This window comes from Actinobacillus capsulatus DSM 19761 (assembly GCF_000374285.1).
GTDB lineage: Bacteria > Pseudomonadota > Gammaproteobacteria > Enterobacterales > Pasteurellaceae > Actinobacillus > Actinobacillus capsulatus.
Map to the genome: position 1 here is coordinate 49514 of NZ_KB893938.1, position 18563 is coordinate 68076.

The 18563-nt window shown below is 38.7% G+C and carries 22 protein-coding genes and 1 riboswitch; of the genes, 12 read left to right on the plus strand and 10 right to left on the minus strand.

What is annotated here, in order from left to right; translation table 11 throughout:
• Positions 1 to 6: 6 nt before the first annotated feature.
• Together nanQ and ppx are read right to left on the minus strand one after the other, a co-directional pair.
• Positions 7 to 474 carry an N-acetylneuraminate anomerase gene (nanQ, locus tag C228_RS0106920; RefSeq protein ID WP_018651942.1) on the minus strand — a complete coding sequence of 156 codons (468 nt, stop codon included), beginning with the start codon at positions 472 to 474 and terminating at the stop codon, positions 7 to 9.
• Positions 475 to 673: 199 nt separating this feature from the next.
• The gene (gene ppx, locus C228_RS0106925) at positions 674 to 2197 is read right to left on the minus strand and encodes an exopolyphosphatase (protein WP_018651943.1); all 1524 of its coding nucleotides are present in this window, start codon (positions 2195 to 2197) and stop codon (positions 674 to 676) included.
• 202 nt (positions 2198 to 2399) lie between these two features.
• Between ppx and C228_RS0106930 the strand changes: the two genes are divergently transcribed.
• Together C228_RS0106930 and lysC are read left to right on the plus strand one after the other, a co-directional pair.
• Positions 2400 to 2735: a DUF496 family protein gene (locus tag C228_RS0106930; RefSeq protein WP_018651944.1), complete on the plus strand. Its 336-nt coding sequence runs from the start codon at positions 2400 to 2402 to the stop codon at positions 2733 to 2735.
• Positions 2736 to 2946: 211 nt separating this feature from the next.
• A riboswitch (Lysine riboswitch) is annotated at positions 2947 to 3130 on the plus strand.
• 99 nt (positions 3131 to 3229) lie between these two features.
• Positions 3230 to 4582 (plus strand): lysine-sensitive aspartokinase 3, encoded by a 1353-nt coding sequence (gene lysC / locus C228_RS0106935; RefSeq protein ID WP_018651945.1) that lies wholly within the window; start codon positions 3230 to 3232, stop codon positions 4580 to 4582.
• Positions 4583 to 4683: 101 nt separating this feature from the next.
• Here lysC and nrdR read toward each other — a convergent pair whose 3' ends face one another.
• Genes nrdR through C228_RS0106950 form a run of 3 tightly spaced genes read right to left on the minus strand, consistent with a single transcriptional unit; the run spans position 4684 to position 6873 of the window.
• On the minus strand, positions 4684 to 5133 hold the full coding sequence (gene nrdR, locus C228_RS0106940; protein WP_018651946.1) for a transcriptional regulator NrdR: 450 nt from the start codon (positions 5131 to 5133) through the stop codon (positions 4684 to 4686).
• Complete coding sequence (locus C228_RS0106945) at positions 5133 to 5420, minus strand: YcgL domain-containing protein (RefSeq protein WP_018651947.1); 288 nt, start codon at positions 5418 to 5420, stop codon at positions 5133 to 5135. Before C228_RS0106945 ends, nrdR begins: the two co-directional genes overlap by 1 nt.
• Positions 5410 to 6873 (minus strand): replicative DNA helicase, encoded by a 1464-nt coding sequence (locus C228_RS0106950; protein WP_018651948.1) that lies wholly within the window; start codon positions 6871 to 6873, stop codon positions 5410 to 5412. Before C228_RS0106950 ends, C228_RS0106945 begins: the two co-directional genes overlap by 11 nt.
• 191 nt (positions 6874 to 7064) lie before the next feature.
• Between C228_RS0106950 and C228_RS0106955 the strand changes: the two genes are divergently transcribed.
• The 7 genes from C228_RS0106955 (at position 7065) to C228_RS0106985 (ending at position 13480) form a co-directional block, all read left to right on the plus strand.
• Positions 7065 to 7973 carry a siderophore ABC transporter substrate-binding protein gene (locus C228_RS0106955; protein ID WP_018651949.1) on the plus strand — a complete coding sequence of 303 codons (909 nt, stop codon included), beginning with the start codon at positions 7065 to 7067 and terminating at the stop codon, positions 7971 to 7973.
• Between the two features lie 47 nt (positions 7974 to 8020).
• A complete protein-coding gene (locus tag C228_RS0106960; protein ID WP_018651950.1) occupies positions 8021 to 8974 on the plus strand; it encodes an ABC transporter permease in 954 nt (317 codons plus the stop codon).
• Positions 8967 to 9914, plus strand: coding sequence for an iron chelate uptake ABC transporter family permease subunit (locus C228_RS0106965; RefSeq protein WP_018651951.1), 948 nt, complete (start codon positions 8967 to 8969; stop codon positions 9912 to 9914). The genes C228_RS0106960 and C228_RS0106965 overlap by 8 nt, the downstream gene beginning before the upstream one ends.
• A 2-nt stretch (positions 9915 to 9916) precedes the next feature.
• Complete coding sequence (locus C228_RS0106970) at positions 9917 to 10675, plus strand: iron ABC transporter ATP-binding protein (RefSeq protein ID WP_018651952.1); 759 nt, start codon at positions 9917 to 9919, stop codon at positions 10673 to 10675.
• A gap of 172 nt (positions 10676 to 10847) precedes the next feature.
• Entirely contained in the window at positions 10848 to 11528 is a 681-nt protein-coding gene (locus C228_RS0106975; protein ID WP_014991437.1) for a TIGR00153 family protein, read from the plus strand.
• 16 nt (positions 11529 to 11544) lie between these two features.
• Positions 11545 to 12807 (plus strand): inorganic phosphate transporter, encoded by a 1263-nt coding sequence (locus C228_RS0106980; RefSeq protein ID WP_018651953.1) that lies wholly within the window; start codon positions 11545 to 11547, stop codon positions 12805 to 12807.
• Between the two features lie 67 nt (positions 12808 to 12874).
• Positions 12875 to 13480, plus strand: coding sequence for a TIGR04211 family SH3 domain-containing protein (locus C228_RS0106985; protein ID WP_018651954.1), 606 nt, complete (start codon positions 12875 to 12877; stop codon positions 13478 to 13480).
• Positions 13481 to 13544: 64 nt separating this feature from the next.
• On the opposite strand, the gene C228_RS14110 is transcribed toward C228_RS0106985, so the two are convergent.
• From C228_RS14110 to C228_RS15000, 4 genes are all read right to left on the minus strand, one after another.
• The gene (locus C228_RS14110; protein ID WP_081618471.1) at positions 13545 to 13766 is read right to left on the minus strand and encodes a sulfurtransferase TusA family protein; all 222 of its coding nucleotides are present in this window, start codon (positions 13764 to 13766) and stop codon (positions 13545 to 13547) included.
• 20 nt (positions 13767 to 13786) lie between these two features.
• On the minus strand, positions 13787 to 14305 hold the full coding sequence (locus C228_RS0106990) for a hemerythrin domain-containing protein (RefSeq protein WP_018651955.1): 519 nt from the start codon (positions 14303 to 14305) through the stop codon (positions 13787 to 13789).
• A 70-nt stretch (positions 14306 to 14375) separates the two neighbouring features.
• Complete coding sequence (tgt, locus tag C228_RS0106995; protein ID WP_018651956.1) at positions 14376 to 15524, minus strand: tRNA guanosine(34) transglycosylase Tgt; 1149 nt, start codon at positions 15522 to 15524, stop codon at positions 14376 to 14378.
• A gap of 71 nt (positions 15525 to 15595) precedes the next feature.
• Positions 15596 to 15730 (minus strand): hypothetical protein, encoded by a 135-nt coding sequence (locus C228_RS15000; RefSeq protein ID WP_018651957.1) that lies wholly within the window; start codon positions 15728 to 15730, stop codon positions 15596 to 15598.
• Between the two features lie 116 nt (positions 15731 to 15846).
• Between C228_RS15000 and C228_RS0107005 the strand changes: the two genes are divergently transcribed.
• Together C228_RS0107005 and cspD are read left to right on the plus strand one after the other, a co-directional pair.
• Positions 15847 to 16419: a YceB family lipoprotein gene (locus C228_RS0107005; protein WP_018651958.1), complete on the plus strand. Its 573-nt coding sequence runs from the start codon at positions 15847 to 15849 to the stop codon at positions 16417 to 16419.
• 107 nt (positions 16420 to 16526) lie between these two features.
• Positions 16527 to 16733, plus strand: a complete 207-nt coding sequence (gene cspD, locus C228_RS0107010; protein ID WP_018651959.1) for a cold shock domain-containing protein CspD — start codon at positions 16527 to 16529, stop codon at positions 16731 to 16733.
• A 304-nt stretch (positions 16734 to 17037) separates the two neighbouring features.
• Here cspD and C228_RS0107020 read toward each other — a convergent pair whose 3' ends face one another.
• Positions 17038 to 17250: a hypothetical protein gene (locus tag C228_RS0107020; protein WP_155877783.1), complete on the minus strand. Its 213-nt coding sequence runs from the start codon at positions 17248 to 17250 to the stop codon at positions 17038 to 17040.
• A gap of 466 nt (positions 17251 to 17716) precedes the next feature.
• On the opposite strand from C228_RS0107020, the gene can reads away from it, so the two are divergent.
• A complete protein-coding gene (gene can / locus C228_RS0107025; protein ID WP_018651962.1) occupies positions 17717 to 18433 on the plus strand; it encodes a carbonate dehydratase in 717 nt (238 codons plus the stop codon).
• Positions 18434 to 18563 lie beyond the last annotated feature (130 nt).

Sequence of the window (18563 nt, forward strand, 5' to 3'; positions counted from 1 at the left end):
TGCCTCCTACAAATAACTGACAGGGACTTTAACAACTAATTTTTTCAATAATTTATTTTGACCATTTACTGCATTGCCCGGTTTATGCGGTTCATAAGGTAAAAAGATGGCAAACATATTTGGCTGTAATACAAGCTCATTTTTATGCTCAATCGCATCCGTTAACTGATAATCGTCTTCGTCACGATACTCATCAAATTTCGCTAAATTAGGTTCGCCTAAGCCATACTCAATCATTTCTTCGCCGGAAATTAATAATTGAATATCGATAAATTTGCGGTGCATTTCCGCTTTCTTTTCTTCAGCCGGACTGGTTTCAAATTCCATCACGTTCATTCGAACGCCCTCTTCAAGATCTTGCCAACCTAGCGGAAGATTAACTAAATCCAACGTCTTCAATTTTTCGCATAAACGCACAAATACAGGCGGTAACGATTTAGCGTAGTCCGCTTGAGATAAATCACCTAATAACATATCGCTCCCTTACAATAATAAATTTATCAATGCTGCTTTGGTTCAACAGCCACTCCATAAATGAAGATATACTCCAGTATGTATAGAGTAAAGATTTATCCGCTAAATAACAAGCGGGAAAATAAGAAAATGAGAACTAGATCAAATTTTATAAAAATGAAGGCATAGACCCTATTATGTCTATGCCTTCATCATATTTTTATTCTGTTTTTAATACTAAATCAAGCTGTATCAAGCATTTTTGTTCTTCTTCCAGCTCAGCTAAAATCAGCGGGTTTTGAGTCAAAAAGCCGGGTTCAAACTGCAATAACCACTCATTATTATTGATCGTTAATTTCACCGATTTCGGTTCTACCGTCGCTTGGCGAGGGCGATTAAGCAATACCGCCAGACGAAATAAACGCAATAATGTCATAATATCTCGGTGTTGATAGCGGTTAGTACTGCGAATTTCACTCCGTTTGAAGCTCTTTAGATGAAAACGCATCAACATCGCCAATAAATACTGTTGCTCAGAATCAAAACCCGGTAAATCGCTATGTGCAATAATATAAGCGGAATGACGATGTACACTATTATGATTAATCACGATACCGATTTCATGCAGTAAACTCGCCCATTTCAATATACTACATAGCTCGGCAACTTGGCGGCGATTGCGCCAACTTTTAACTTGCTCAAATAGCATCAGTGCCGTGTGTTCCACTCTATTGGCTTGTTGTTGATCAATGTTAAATTGCTCTGCCAGTGCTTCTGCCGTTCTTTGGCGAATATCCCTAACTTGGAAGCTCTTTTCTAAGCTATACATAACGCCTTCACGAATCGCCCCGTTTGAATAACGCATCGATTCAATTCTAAAGGTATGAAATAGCGCTAATAAAATCGCTAAACCTGGAATCAGTACATCCGCTCGTTCTTCAATTAAACCTTTTAAGTGGATCTCGTTTAATGAATTAAATTGCAAGCAAATATCGATTAAATTTTGCAATCTTTCTTCCGTAATTAACCCGTCTCGATACCCGTTGGCAATCAACACTTTTTGTACGGTTTTAATCGTACCCGAAGATCCCAGCACATTCTGCCAGCCTAACTGACGATATTCCCACGCAAGATCTTCAATTTTCTCCATCGCTGTTTGGTAAGCATTATCAAAGCGCTCAATCGTCAGTTCGCCATGAGGGAAAAAGCTGTTAGCGAAGCTTACACAACCCATATGACGGCTTTCCGCTCTTAATGGAGTGAAATCATCACCGATCGTCATTTCCGTTGAGCCGCCGCCAATATCAACCACTAATTTTCGGCCTTTTTCCGGCTGAGTATGACTCACACCGGAATAGATCAAACGTGCTTCTTCTTGCCCGGAAATAATTTGAATCGGGTAAGGAAACACTTGCGCCGCTTGTTTTAAAAACTCATCGTTATTGATCGCCCGGCGCAAGGTATAAGTTCCGACCACTTTCACATTTTCCACCGAAAAACCTTGTAAACGGTCTGCAAATAACGCTAAACATTCCACGCCTCTCGTAATAGCCTCTTGGCTCAAGATTCGGTGTTCATCTAAACCGTCCGCCAAACGCACTCGACGTTTCAAACGCGAAAGTATTTGGATCGAGCCATTTACAATGCGCGCAACAATCATATGAAAGCTGTTCGAGCCCAAATCAATAGCGGCAAATTCTCTAGGCACAGACTGTTTAACTGGCGATTGCATTGAAGATGACATAAAATATCCTTATAAACCGTGCGAATAAATATCAAGATTTTATCACTTTTAATACAAATCTATCGACAAATTCTTCATTATTTTAAAAAATTTGATGTTTATTTATGCAAATAAACAAACCCTTGAGAAACATTTTGACGAATTTGTTTAAAAGGTCTAGGATTTATACAGATTTATTTTCACTAACCAAGAGGACTCTCAAATGGCTGATGTAAAAAAACAAGCATTCCAAGATATGTTGGATTATGTTCATCTTTATCGTTTAAAAAATAAATTACATCGTGAAACAGCGGATAATGATCGTAAAATCCGTGATAACCAAAAACGTGTATTGTTATTAGATAACTTAAATCAATACATCAATGATTCAATGACCGTTGAAGAGATCCGAGCAATTATCGCTAATATGCGTGACGACTACGAAAATCGTGTTGATGATTACATGATTCGCAATGCGGAACTATCAAAACAACGCCGTGAAATTCGTCAAAAAATGGCTGCACATAAAAGTGCTGCTCTGGTAAAAGACGAGAAATAATTAATCTCCCCGAAAGCGGTCAGATCCACTTAAGTTTTTACAAATTAAGTTTAAAGATCTGACCTCTTTTATTTTTATCTGAAATAATCCTTAAATTAGCCCATTCCTTAATCATTCCTTCCATTCGCAATAAATATCATTTGACACCACTTTAATAAAAAGGTATTTCTATACAGGCTTTTCAGAATTGAAAAGAAGTAATGAATTTATTCATTGCGGGAGAGGCGCAACACTCAGGCAGTTTAATCCAAGGCAACTAGGGCCGTTTGAGGATTAAATGATGGGAGTGCTTGCCGAGGTGTGAATTCACTAGACTGGAATGAACATCGGCTGAGTCAGGTTGAATCCTATCAGCTGTCATTTAACACAAGTTTAAATGGAGTGCTCTGATTAATTGGTTCCTAAATCAAACCGCCTAATCTACTCAAATTTCCTTTCGAATATCCACTACACAACGTCATCTATTATTTTTTGATTTATAGGAAATTCTTATTATGTCTCATCTTTCGGTTGCTAAATTTGGTGGCACTAGCGTAGCTAATTTTGAAGCAATGACTTCTTGTGCAAACATCGTAACAGCGGACGCTAATACACGTGTTGTGGTACTTTCTGCATCTGCGGGCGTAACTAATTATTTAATAGAATTGGCAAACGGTTGCGAAAAAGAACGCCGTGACGAAATTTTAAATGCAGTGCGTACAATTCAATATAACATTATTGAAAAATTACAAAACCAAAGCGAAATTTCTGCTGAAATCGACGAATTATTACAACATATCAGCGCATTAGCGGAATCTGCAAGCCTTGCGACATCTAATGCTTTAACCGATGAATTAATTTGTCACGGTGAAATAATGTCGACCAAAATTTTCACTCAATTATTAAAAGAACGTAATTTCCCGGCAGTATGGGTGGACGTGCGTGACGTTGTAGCAACAAATAGTAATTATGGCAAGGCTGTACCAAATGATGAGAAGACTCAACAACAATCTGACGAAGTAATTAAGCCATTAATCGCTGCAGGTAACGTCGTGATCACCCAAGGCTTTATCGGTCGAGATGATGAAGGTAAAACAACCACACTAGGTCGTGGCGGTTCAGACTACTCAGCAGCATTATTAGCGGAAGTACTAAATGCCAATGATGTTTTAATTTGGACGGACGTACCGGGTATTTACACAACTGACCCACGTGTCGTACCAAATGCACAACGCATTGATACGATGGCCTTTAATGAAGCGGCGGAAATGGCAACTTTTGGAGCTAAAGTATTACACCCTGCAACTTTATTACCGGCTGTGCGTAGCAACATTCCGGTATATGTCGGTTCAAGCAAAGCGCCGGAACAAGGCGGTACTTGGGTAACGCGTGATCCACAACCTCGCCCGACTTTCCGTGCAATTGCGTTACGTCGTAACCAAACTTTATTAACGCTTTCTAGCCTTTCAATGCTCCACGCTCAAGGCTTTTTAGCTAACGTGTTTGCAATTCTTGCAAAACACAAAATTTCAGTAGATGTGATTACAACATCTGAAGTAAGCGTTGCATTAACTTTAGATAAAACCGGTTCGGCATCATCAGGCGCAGATATGTTATCCAAAGAGCTTCTGGATGAATTAAACGCTTATTGCCACGTACAAGTGGAAAACGATCTAGCGCTTGTTGCGATTATCGGTAACAACTTACATACCCAAGCAGGTGTGGCGAAACAATTATTCCATACGATTGAAAACTTCAATATCCGTTTAATTAGCTACGGTGCAAGCACAAATAACGTATGTACTCTCGTGAAAAATGAAGAAGCGGATGAAGTGGTTCGTTCACTGCACGCAGGTTTATTCGAATAATCCCAACTAAACAAGCGGTTAAATTTGCAAAATTTTTTACAAATTCGACCGCTTGTACTCATGCCATAAAAAATGCCACAACAAATATTGTGGCATTTTTATTACTCTCTGAGTTTTTCAATTTCTTGGGTAAACTCTTCAATATCATCAAAGCTAAGGTAAACCGAAGCAAAGCGAATATAAGCGACTTTATCCAACTGTTTTAAGGCATCCATCGCGAGATTCCCCACCAATTTACTTGGGACTTCTCGTTCGCCGGTCGATTGTAGCTGAATAATAATTTTGCTGATTGCTTGTTCAAGATCATCGGCACTTACCGGACGCTTTTCTAACGCACGGCTTAGACTGACTCGTAACTTATTCACATCAAACGGCACTCGGTTACCGTTATTTTTCACAATATAAGGCACAACCAATTCAGCCGATTCAAAAGTCGTAAAACGCTCTTTGCAGCTAATACATTCACGACGACGGCGAATTTGGTAACCATCTGCAGCTAAACGTGAATCAACAACTTTTGTATCTTCTGCAGCACAAAACGGACAACGCATTACGTTTCTCCTCTATTTTGTTCAAGAAATGTTTTTAACAAATTCTCTGGTGGCGGTGGCATTTGTAAGAAAAAGCCTTGTGTTTGAATCGCTTGCAAAACTTCTTCGTTTTTTGACCGCTTGAGTTGCTTTTCACCATTTAAATTAAATAGCATCACAAATTGTGGCTTACCAAACATTTGGCGTAATTCCTCCGGTACGCTATCAAATTGATCGCGTTTTGCCACATAAAGAAACATTTCTTCTCTTTTCGGGCTTTTATAAATTGCACAAAGATTAGTACTCATCGTCATAGGCTCCGCCTGTATAGTTATCAAATCTTGAATATTGACCTTGGAAAGTTAAACGAACTCGTCCAATCGGACCATTACGCTGCTTACCGATAATAATTTCGGCAATCCCTTTTAAATCAGAATTATCGTTATACACCTCATCACGATAAATAAACATAATTAAGTCTGCATCTTGCTCAATAGAGCCGGATTCACGTAAGTCCGAGTTTACCGGACGTTTATCAGCACGTTGTTCCAAGCTTCGGTTTAACTGCGAAAGCGCCACCACCGGCACTTGTAATTCTTTCGCTAACGCTTTCAAAGAACGGGAAATCTCTGCAATTTCAAGGGTTCGGTTATCAGAAAACGCCGGCGCACGCATTAACTGCAAATAATCCACCATGATCATACTTAACCCGCCATTCTCACGATACACTCGTCTTGCACGCGAACGTAATTCTGTCGGTGTTAAGCCTGAGCTATCATCGATATAGATATTTTTGCGCTCTTGCAAAATTGCCATCGTGCTGGATATTTTCGCCCAATCTTCATCGTCATGAATCTGTCCGGTTCGAATCTTGGTTTGATCTACGCGAGAAAGCGAAGCAAGCATACGCATCATAATTTGGTCTGCCGGCATTTCAAGGCTGAAAATCAATACTGGTTTTGCCGGTTTTTTACGAGGATTACCGTATTCATCTAAATCATTCGGATCTTCCACATCTACTAACGAGGCATTTTCGCATAAGTTCATTGCAAAAGTGGTTTTACCCATAGACGGACGTGCCGCAACGATAATTAAATCCGATGGCTGCAAACCTGCAGTTTTTTTGTTTAAATCGATGAAACCAGTTGAAACCCCCGTTACCCCGCCATTGCTACGGTTTTTTGAAAGCATCTCAATACGAGCAAGCGTGTTAATTAAGATGTCATCAATTTTTTGCGGGCCTTCATTGCTGGTATTACGTTTTTCGGCAATTTCAAATACGATACGTTCCGCTTCATCTAAGACTTCTTTCGCATTTCTGCCTTTCGTATGATATGCCATCTCAGCAATTTGATTACCTGCCGTAATCACACCACGCAAATCGGAACGGTCACGCACAATATCTGCATAAGCAAGAATATTGGCTGCACTTGGAGTATTTTTGGAGAGTTCGGCTAAATAAGCGAAGCCACCAACGTCCTGTAGTACCCCTTTATCTTTTAAGGCTTGGTCTAAGGTGATGATATCAATCGGCTGATTATTACGCACCAACTCCACCATTTGCTCAAAAATAGTCCGATGCGCATAGTTATAAAAATCTGTCGGTTGTACACGCTCGACAACATTATCCCAATGGTCATTGCTTAGCATAATACCACCTAATACTGCCTGCTCTGCCTCAATAGAATGAGGTGAAATAGCAATTTGCTCGATTTGTTTATCTCTTGCGTTTTCTTTGTTTGATGGAGTGTACTCAGCCATTTTATTAAAACTCTACGTGACAAATGATATAAAAGATTAGTTTAACGGAAATTCATCTAAATTGAAATTTGCAATTTTTAATCAAATTCAAGCAGATTATTGATGAAAGTCTCTTTACATCATTGAAAATACAGTTAAAATCATTGAGAATAATTTTCACTTACAGCTCTACTTTTAAACAGGAAGGATCTATGTTAAAAAAAGCATTCTTTACTTTAACTCTTGCAGCCGCATTAACTACCTCAGCATTTGCAAAAGATGTGACAATTCCAACCGCTCGCGGAGAAGTCACCTTTACACAAACGCCTCACAAAGTCGCAGTTTTTGATGCAGCAACCATTGATATTTTACAACATTTAGGAATCAAAGTAGCTGGTGCGCCTGATGTTGCTAAAACATTACCATACTTAAAACCTGCAGTAGCGCAAGCAACCAATATCGGTACGGTTTTTGAACCTAATCTAGAAACATTAAACAGCTTAAAACCAGATTTAATCATTGTTGCTACTCGCTCTGCCAAAAAATTAGATGATGTGAAAACGGTTGCAAATGCCATTGATTTAACGCCAAATCCTAAATTGAATACAATTGAAGCCGGTTTAGCAAATCTAGACAGCTTAGGCAAATTATTTGCTAAGCAAGATAAAGCTAACGAATATAAAACTGAAATTGAAACGTTATTAAAAGAAACTCAAGCCGCAGTTAAAGGTAAAGGTAACGGCTTGATTATCATTGTTAACGGTGGAAAAATGTCAGCATTTGGTGACAAAGGGCGTTTAGGTTGGGTACACTCAGCACTTGGTATTCCACTTGCAAAAGCCGATGTACATAAAAAAGGCACAAACCATGGTGAACCAATTTCGCACGAATTTTTACAAAAAATCAATCCTGACTGGTTATTTGTTCTTGACCGCACGGCTGCTATTGGTGAAGAAGGTAAAACAGCACAAGAAATTTTAGATAATGAACTTGTGCACCAAACTAAAGCCTGGAAAAACGGGCAAATTGTTTATTTAAGCAGTGCGGCCTATTTAGCTGCTGGTGGTATTGAGCAAATGCGTACCGATTTAATCAATATAAAAAAAGCATTTTCTAAATAAATTCACCACGCCCTCATTCATGTGAGGGCGATAATTTTTACTAGCCTATGTTTTCGCTTACTCAATTTAGTTTTTTTTCGCTTTTAATTCTCAGTCTTCTGAGTATGTCTGTGGGGGTTGCCGATTTTCATTGGTCGGCTTTATTATCTGACCCGGAACAAACACAACTGTTTTTTATCAGTCGTCTTCCTCGTACCCTTGCCATTATTTTAGTCGGTGCAACCTTGAGTATTGCTGGCATGGTATTACAAATTGTATTAAAAAACCGTTTTATTGAACCAAGCATGATCGGTGCTAGCCAAAGTGCTGCATTTGGCGTATTAGCTATCAGCCTTATTTTTCCTGCTGCACCGCTTGTTGCAAAAATGTCTTTTGCCACTTGTTGTGCATTGATTGGTATGGGAATTTTTATGCTCCTACTACGCAATCTTCCACCCCACCAAAAACTAATGGTTCCGCTCGTAGGAATTGTATTTGGCAATATTATTGAAGCGATTACCACCTTCATTGCTTACAAGACTGATTCACTACAGCTGTTATCCATTTGGTTTTCCGGTGATTTTTCTGGCGTTTTAGCTGGTCGTTATGAATTGTTATGGCTTACCTCTGTGCTCGCTGTTGTCATTTATATTACAGCGGATCAATTAAGTATCACTGGTCTAGGGCAAAATATTAGCACTAACCTCGGTATTAATTATCGCCGAATGATATGGTTTTCCTTAATTACTGTTGCACTTATTACCGCTGTTGTCGTAGTAACCATCGGGCAAATTCCCTTTATCGGTTTAGTCGTACCGAATATTGTCTCTCGTTTAGCCAGTGACCACTTACGTAAAAACCTCCCCACCGTGGTATTACTGGGTGCAAATCTCGTTTTAGTTTGTGACATCATTGGCAGAATTATTAATACTCCTTATGAAGTACCAATTTCCACCATCTTCGGTATTTGCGGTACTGTCGTATTCCTCTATTTCTTATTTAGAGGGAAGCGTCATGCGTAAATCTACATCTTTACTTATTCTATTAGGACTTATCTTAGCTGCAAGTACGTTATTTTTTATGACGTTTAATGCTAATGGTAATTGGGATTTTATCTTGCCGTTCAGAGGGAAAAAGCTTTTGTTGCTTTTAACAATTGCTTATACGATCGGTATATCAACATTGTTATTCCAAACATTGACAAATAACCCGATTCTCACGCCAAGCATTCTAGGATTTGATTCGCTTTATTTGCTTACGCAAACCATATTGATCTTTATCTTTGGCGGTATTGGCTTTACACAATTAGATATTGCGAATAAGTTTGCTTTCGAAAGCATACTGATGTTATGCGGCTCACTTCTATTATTTAAAACGCTCACTAAAGAACATAATGATCTAACCCGAATGATTCTAGTCGGTGTGATTTTTGGTGTGTTGTTCAGAAGTCTGAATAACTTGCTACAACGGATGATCGACCCCGAAGAATTCGCCGTTGCACAAGGCTCATCTTTTGCCAGCTTTAATAGTGTCAATCTGACATTACTGTGGATTGGCGTAATCATTGCTATACTTAGTAGTTTATGGATTTGGCAGCAACGTCATAAACTTGATGTTCTGCTGCTGGGACGAGATTGTGCGATCAATTTAGGGATCAATTACCATACATTTTCTCTCCAACTGCTGATCTGCTGTGCATTGTTGGTATCAGTTTCTACCGCGTTAGTCGGCCCAATCCTATTTTTAGGCTTATTAGTATGTGCGATCGTTAATGCACTTAGTCCTGTGATCGCACACAGTGTACGTATCCCGATGATATTCTTTATCTCTGCAACAACATTAGTGTTAGGGCAAGCTGTGTTCGAACAACTGCTAGGAATGCAAGGGGTACTTAGCGTAGTCATCGAGTTTTTCGGCGGTATAGTATTTATTTATTTGATTTTGAAACAACAGAAGAAATAACGATGATCGATATTAAAAATCTTTCTCATAAAATTGGCAATACGACTATTTTAAATAATATTAATTTACATATTCCTAATGGTGGTATTACCGCTCTTATCGGTGCAAACGGCGCGGGTAAATCTACCCTACTGTCCCTAATTGCCCGATTGCAAAATATACAAAGCGGTCAAATTTGGTTAAATAATTACAATATTATGGAAACAGATTCGCGTAAAATTGCACAACATCTTGCTATTTTAACGCAAGATAATGTCATCCATAGCCGTATTACTGTACGAGATTTATTAATGTTCGGTCGTTATCCGCATCATCAAGGAAAAATCAGAGAACAAGATAAGCAAATTATCGAAAAAGCGTTACAACGTTTCGAACTTGAGCAATTTAAAGATCGCTTTTTAAACGAACTCTCTGGAGGTCAACGCCAAAGAGCTTTAATTGCAATGACATTCTGCCAACAAACGCAGCATGTTTTACTTGATGAGCCATTAAATAATTTGGACATGTTTCATGCAAGAGAATTAATGCGCTTACTACGTAAACTCACCGATGAATTACAACTGACTACAATAATGGTTGTACATGATATCAATATGGCAGCAGCTTATGCCGATACTATTGTGGCAATGAAGAACGGTGAGATTATTATGACCGGTTCACCGGAGGAAATTATTACGCCAGAAAATTTAAAAACTGTATTTAATCTGGATGCGGAAGTCCTTGAACATAATGGCAAACGCTTAGTTATTCACCATATTTAATTGATTAAATTTTAATAAATATATTTCAAGCGGTTTAATTGGTAAAAAATCTTACAAATTAGACCGCTTATTTTTCTATTTTCCAGTGATCTTTTAGCTTGTATAAAGTAAAATAAAAGAGACTTTGTCTTGTATAAAATTGAGTAAATTTAATCACAATGGAGATATCCCTATGGCAATGAATAACATTTTAGGTTTATTCGCACAATCGCCACTTAAACCACTACAAAAACTGTCTGTAAAAGTGACTGAATGTAGTGAACTTCTCGAACCGTTCTTTGCAGCAACTTTCCAAAAAGATTGGGAAAAGGCAGCTGAAGTACGTGAGCAAATTATCGATTTAGAGCGTCGTGCAGATGCTTTAAAACGTGAAATCCGTTTAAAACTTCCTCGCGGTTTATTCTTACCGGTAGAACGAACCGACTTGTTAGAGTTAGTGACTCAATTAGATAAAGTAGCAAATTACTCAAGAGATATTTCTGGCCGTATCATCGGCCGTCAATTAGTGATTCCTGAGCCGATGCAAGAACCTTTCAAGCAGTTTCTTTCTCGTAGTCTTGATTCCACTCGCCAAGTTCGCAAAGTACTTGCTGAATTAGACGAACTATTGGAGACAGGCTTTCGCGGTCGTGAACTAAAATTTGTAAACAATATGATTTTAGAACTAGATCAAATTGAAGACGATACCGATCAGCTTCAAATCGTATTGCGCCGTACATTAAGAACTGTTGAAAATGATCTTAACCCGATTGATGTAATGTTTTTATATAAATGTATTGAACGAGTTAGCATTTTAGCTGACCAAGCTCAACGTGTAGGATCGCGTATCGAGCTAATGCTGGCCAAAGCATAATATTAAGGAGATTCTAATGGAATTACTTCAAGAATATGGCTCTACGTTAGTCATTATTACTGCCCTTTTTGGTTTTTTTATGGCTTTTGGTATTGGTGCCAATGACGTATCTAATGCAATGGGAACATCAGTAGGCTCTGGTACGATCACTGCACGTCAAGCAATTATTATTGCAATGATATTTGAATTTGCCGGTGCTTATCTTGCAGGTGGCGAAGTAACCGAAACGATTAAAAGCGGTATTATTGACGTTTCACTTTTCGCTGACAAACCTGATGTCTTGGTATTAGGCATGATGTCTGCGCTTTTTGCTGCCGGTTTTTGGTTATTAATCGCATCCAAAATGGGTTGGCCAGTTTCAACAACACACGCTATCATTGGTGCAATTATCGGTTTCGGTTGCTTAACAGTAGGTAGTGATGCCGTGCAGTGGGCACAATTAGGTGGAATCGTAGGTAGCTGGTTTATTACACCAGTTATTGCCGGTATCGTTGCTTACTGGGTTTTCACCAGTACACAGAAATTGATCTTCGATACGGCTGAGCCAATGAAAAATGCACAAAAATACGGTCCTTTCTATATGGCATTAACTGCTTTTATTTTAAGTATCGTTACAATGACTAAAGGTCTGAAGCACGTTGGTTTACATCTAACTACTACAGAAACCATGTTAATCTCTTCAGTTATCGCTGCGATTGCCGTTATCACTTGTTACTTCTACTTCCGTAGCGAAGCATTTGCAAAACGTGCTCAGGGTGCGGCATTCGGTGGTGTAGAAAAAGTATTTAGTATCTTAATGCTACTAACCGCTTGTTCAATGGCATTCGCACACGGTTCAAATGATGTAGCAAATGCGGTAGGTCCTCTTTCAGCAGTGGTATCAATCGTAGAAAGCGGCGATATGGTAAGCGGCAAAGCGGCATTAGCACCTTGGATTCTTCCTTTAGGTGCTGCAGGTATTGCTGCCGGTATGCTTATCATGGGTTACAAAGTCATGGGTACTATGGGTACCGGTATTACTGATTTAACGCCAAGCCGTGGCTTCTCTGCTGAATTTGCTTGTGCGACCACTGTAGTTATCGCTTCTGGTACCGGTTTACCGATTTCAACAACGCAAACCATCGTTGGTGCAATCTTAGGTGTTGGTTTTGCACGAGGTATTGCGGCATTAAACTTAGGTATTATTCGCAATATTGTTGCTTCATGGGTAATCACATTACCTGCTGGCGCAATTATCGCTATTGCGATTTATGAAATTTTATTAGCGATTTTCTATTAATTTTTTAACTCTGGGAAAAGTACATTAGTGTGTTTTTCCTTTTTACTGACTAAAAGGAACATCGATTATGCTAAAACGAAAGTCGACCCTACTCGCTTGTTTATTACTCGGAACCTCTCTTCCTGCTTTTTCGGCAGATTATATTACTGAAAACCTCAGTACTTATATGCGTAAAGGAGCTGGTGATCAATATAAAATCTCAGGTGCTATTCAAGCAGGAGAAAAAGTAACGGTGTTAGGCCGTAAAGATCGCTTTGTTCTTATTCGTGATAGCAAAAATCGTGAAGGCTGGGTACTTGCTTCAGAAATTTCTCAAACAGCAAGTCCAAAAGATTTAATCCCTCAACTACAGCAACAAGTGAAGGATTTAAGCACCAAATTAGGTAAGATTGACAGCGATTGGCAACAACGTACCGTTGAAATGCAACGTCGTAGTCAACAAGCTGAGCAGCAAAGTAGTGAATTACTTGATCAAAATGCACAACTTAAACGTGAATTGGAAGTATTGAAGAATAAAAATCGCGACTTAGAAACAATGCATGATTCTGAGAAGCGTGAAATTGTTATTCAATGGTTCATCTATGGTGGTTCTGTATTAGCAGCGGGTTTATTACTCGGTCTATTTATTCCATTTATTCTGCCTCGCCGTAGACGTAATAACGGCTGGTCATAAAAGTGATGAGTTATTAAATAAACAAGCGGTTTCTTTTGGTAAAACTTTTACAAAAATAGACCGCTTATTTTTTTATTATGATAACCCGCCTTATATCCCCATTCTGATAACCTAGCCACTGATATCCATATTGTTCACACAGCAGCTTAAAGTCATCCTGATTACTCGCTAAATTTATACAAATCACTAATGTACTATGGACGGGTAAACTCGCTAACGCTTTTTTTGCCATTAATAAGGGCATGGGGCAGCTATATGCAGTTAAATCTAATTGATATACATTCATTAATAGGGAAATGCCGTTATTTATGGTGATGCTTTTCTACGTGCTGCCATAATTTTGCCCATTTTTTCCAGTTCCAATTGTGCTAAGTGAGAACGCCCTAATTCAAAAAGCGGCTCTTCAATCGCAATGTGAACCTCATATTCTGCAATAAAACGTGCAATAAGTTCCGGATCAATTTCGTTTCGCTCACCTGCGACTAACGCTTCTAATTGTACAGAAAGTAATGCCCAATTATGATGTAATAACTCGTGTTGACTTTCCAGCTCATCAACTTCTGCTTGTGCTTGCGGTTGAACTTGAAGCAATGCTGGGAAAAAATCACACTCTTCATCTTCATGGTGCAACGGAGCGGAAAGATTGAAATAGTTGAGAATCTGCTGTACATCATTTTTAACTGCTTGGTTAACCCCATTTTTTGCCAAATATTCCGGCAAAATGTGTAACTGTTTGCAAAAACGCTTTACCTTGCTATGACAAGCGTATAACATCTCAATTGGTTCAGACCAACTCGCAAATTGCTGTGGTTCAAGCTGTTGCATAATTACCTCTATGCAATAAATAAGTGAGAAAAAGGTACAAGTCTAAACTTGTGCCATAACCAATGTAAAATTATTTATTCACTTCTGATTGTAATGGTGGAACTTCTTTGCCGATTTTGGCATAAAATTCAACCACAAAATCATCAAAACAATCTTCTTCAATCGCTTGACGAATCTGTGCCATTAAGCGTTGATAATAGCGTAAGTTATGAATAGTATTTAAACGCGCACCTAAAATTTCACCGCATTTATCTAAGTGATATAAATACGCTTTCGTATAGTTTTTGCAGGTGTAGCAATCACATTCCGGATCTAATAGTGTTGTATCGGTTTTATATTTTGCATTACGAATTTTCACAATACCGTTGCTGACAAATAAATGACCATTACGTGCATTACGCGTTGGCATTACGCAGTCGAACATATCGATACCACGACGTACACCTTCAACTAAATCTTCTGGCTTACCTACGCCCATTAAATAACGAGGTTTATCTTGTGGCAATAACGGTGTTGTAAATTCAAGGATACGATGCATTTCTTCTTTCGGTTCGCCCACCGCTAAACCGCCGACCGCATAACCGTCAAAACCGATATTGACTAAACCTTCAACTGAGATCTTGCGCAATTCTTCGTAAGTACCGCCTTGTACGATGCCGAATAACGCACGTGGATTTTGTAACTCGTCAAAACGATCACGACTACGTTTTGCCCAACGCAATGACATTTCCATTGAGTTTTTAGCGTAATCAAACGTTGCTGGATACGGGGTACATTCATCAAAGATCATTACGATATCCGAACCGAGATCGTATTGAATTTCCATTGATTTTTCCGGCGAAAGGAAAATTTTCTCACCGCTAATCGGGTTTTGGAAAGTTACGCCGTCCTCTTTAATTTTACGTAATTTGCCTAAGCTAAATACTTGGAAACCACCTGAATCGGTTAAAATCGGACCATGCCATTGCATAAAGTCATGTAAATCACCGTGTGATTTCATCACTTCTTGCCCTGGGCGTAGCCACAGATGGAAAGTATTACCTAATAAAATTTGCGCACCGGTTGCCACCACCTCTTCCGGTGTCATTCCTTTTACCGTACCGTATGTACCAACCGGCATAAATGCTGGTGTTTCGACCACATACTCGCCTTTCGGACGAGAAAATGTCAAACGGCCACGGCGTGCATTGCCGCTGGTTGTTTTTAATTCATATTTCATAAACATTCCTTATAGATAAACAGTCTATAAACACACTAACAAGCGGTCATATTCCGCTTATTATCTGCAAACTAAAAGCGGATTCCTGTCCCTAAACTGAAACCCGCACCCACACCATTTGAACCACCACCAACACTCGCACTACCACCGACAGCACAACTAGCTAAAGCAAAAGCACAGAGGCAAATGATAATTTTTTTAATCATTTTGTTTCCTTCATTGAACGGAATTGTTATAGTCCGATCCAAACTAAAAGAGCGTTATTCTACTCTTTTTTGCTTAACAAAACTAGAATAAGCTATCTTGGACAGAAGGAAGTATAATGAAAAAAGCGTTTAAACTTTTACTCACCGGTACATTATTACTGCTATCGCTTATCAGTAATGTACATGCATTCAGTATCAACGAACAAGAAATTAACCAATATCTCGAAACGCGTTTAGCGGAAAAAATTCCGTTAAAGGATAGAGTCGGAATTACGGGGCTCTTTCAATTAGACTATCGCCTTTACAACCTTACCACCCAAATCGGACAAACGGATGAGAAAAAAGTCGCAGTTTCCGGCATCATTGACGGCATCTTGCAAGCTAAAGGCAAAAAATATGATGCTAAACTCTATCTGAATATGGACACCACACCTTTCTACGATGCAGAAAAAGGTGCTTTATATTTAAAGGATATTCGTTTACTGAGCTACTCTGCTACACCTGAAAAATATCAAGATGACCTACAAATTTTTCTGCCGATGCTAATGGACGGACTAGCAAATATTCTGAATAACACACCGGTTTATACCTTAGATGAAAGCAAAGCCAAAGAAGCGTTAGTGAAAAAATTTGGTAAAGCGATTGTGGTCGAAAAAGGCGCATTAAAACTAGAAACTTCCGTGTTTTAAGAAATTTTGTGATCTAGTGCTAATTTTTGAAAATTGCACGTTGCTCCAATAACATTTTTGACTAAAATTTACGGTGTATTATTAACGCCATAGGACAGGAGATTATTATGGAAATTGGCATCGTGAAATGGTTCAACAATACAAAAGGTTTTGGTTTTATTACTTGTGAATCTTTTGAAGGTGATATTTTTGTCCATTTTTCAGAAATTCAGAGTGAAGGATATCGTTCACTCAAAGTTGGACAAAAAGTACAATTTGAACTCATTAAAGGTGAACGTGGTGCATCAGCGTCCAAAATTACAGTTGTAGAATAACGCAATAACAAAGGTTTTATTACAATTCTCGTGAATTTTCAACCACGAGGATTTTTTATTTTATAGCTAGAAATCACCTTTTATTAATATTAACGTGACGTGGCTTTTAAAAACTAACAATCTTCCACAACGGCAACATGCTGAAAATACGCTTTATTTTATATCTCATCTGCCAAACGCACAGGCTAAATCAGCGACGAAAATATCGCTTAAATTACCGTTTTAAGCATACATAATTTTGTTCGATCCACAGCATAAAGTGCTGGCGGATCGAAAAATGCCCAGTTCACATCACGTCTATCCATTAGCTGGTTGCTATATCTACACGCAGTCGTTTTTTCACTGAAATTATCCTTGAAATAATTGCAGAAATTTGGGAGAAAATGACCGCTTGTGAACTCAAGGAAGCATTTATACCGCTCTCTAACGCATAATCCGAACTAGTTACAAATATAGCATCATCGGAAGCAAAAGCAACTACTGCCACCACTTCTTCCAATATACCAAATCTTCCCATCGATACCATGGTTTTCTAGCTTTGTGAGCAGCTAGTTCTTCTGGAATTTGCTCGGCTTTATTATAAATCAAACCGACCACAATGCTAAAAAGAAGCGAGTTTCCTTGCACAAAATTAAGATAACAAGCTTCAGCATCAAAGGACTGTTATAACACAAAACTCAGGTAAACGTTGTAAAAGCCTGTTTCCTCAAATAAACAGAAATAACAGTCAAGGAAGGGGAAACGTCTGTACTACTAAGCTTTCACAAAATTCAATGAGATCTTGCTCGCTAATCTAATATTCGGGCATTTTTTATATCAGCTAAAAAAAGCTGAAGTGCTGAGCTCATAATATTTTCTAGTGTGCTCGATAAGAATTTTATTTCTCACAGTAGCAAAAAATCTTGTAAATTCAACCGCTTTTTTATTTTGAACAGCTTTATGCTAGAATGTCTAACAATTTGATAACAATATTAAGGAACATGATGAAACAAATCGAACAACTGTTTGCCAACAATCATGCTTGGGCAACTAAGATGAAAGATGAGCAATCAGATTACTTTAAACAGCTTGCCGAACATCAAAAACCGACCTATCTTTGGATAGGATGTTCAGACAGCCGTGTTCCCGCTGAAAAATTAACCGGCTTAGGCCCAGGGGAACTCTTCGTTCACCGTAATGTAGCAAACTTAGTTATTCATACCGATCTAAATTGCCTTTCTGTCGTACAGTATGCTGTCGATGTATTAGATATCAAGCATATCATCATTTGCGGGCATACCAATTGCGGCGGTATTAAAGCGGCGATGGGAACGGTTGAAGATTATGGTTTAATTAGCAACTGGCTCTTGCACATTCGTGATCTCTGGTTCAAACACAGCTATTTGCTCGGTAATCTTCCTTCTGAACAACGCGCCAATATGCTGACCCGTTTAAATGTTGCCGAACAAGTTTACAATTTAGGACGCAGCTCAATTGTTACAGCGGCGTGGAGTCGAGGTAAGAAACTGTCGATTCACGGCTGGGTATATGATGTCAACGATGGTTTCTTAAATGATCAAGGCGTGATGGCAACGAGTACAGAAACTCTTGAAATTACCTACCGCAATGCGATTGCCAAACTTACCACCGAGGTGGAAGAAATGATTGCAAATGAACAACCTGAACAAGCGGCTCAACTCGAAAACGCTTACTTTGATTAAAATGTTTGAAATAGTGTGGCATATTCACACTATTTTTCTTTCCTACCTATTCTGAGTATTTTTACTTATCTTCACAAAAAAGATTTAATTCTCCTCATTTTATAAAATTTGGTTAAAAATATCTTTTTTT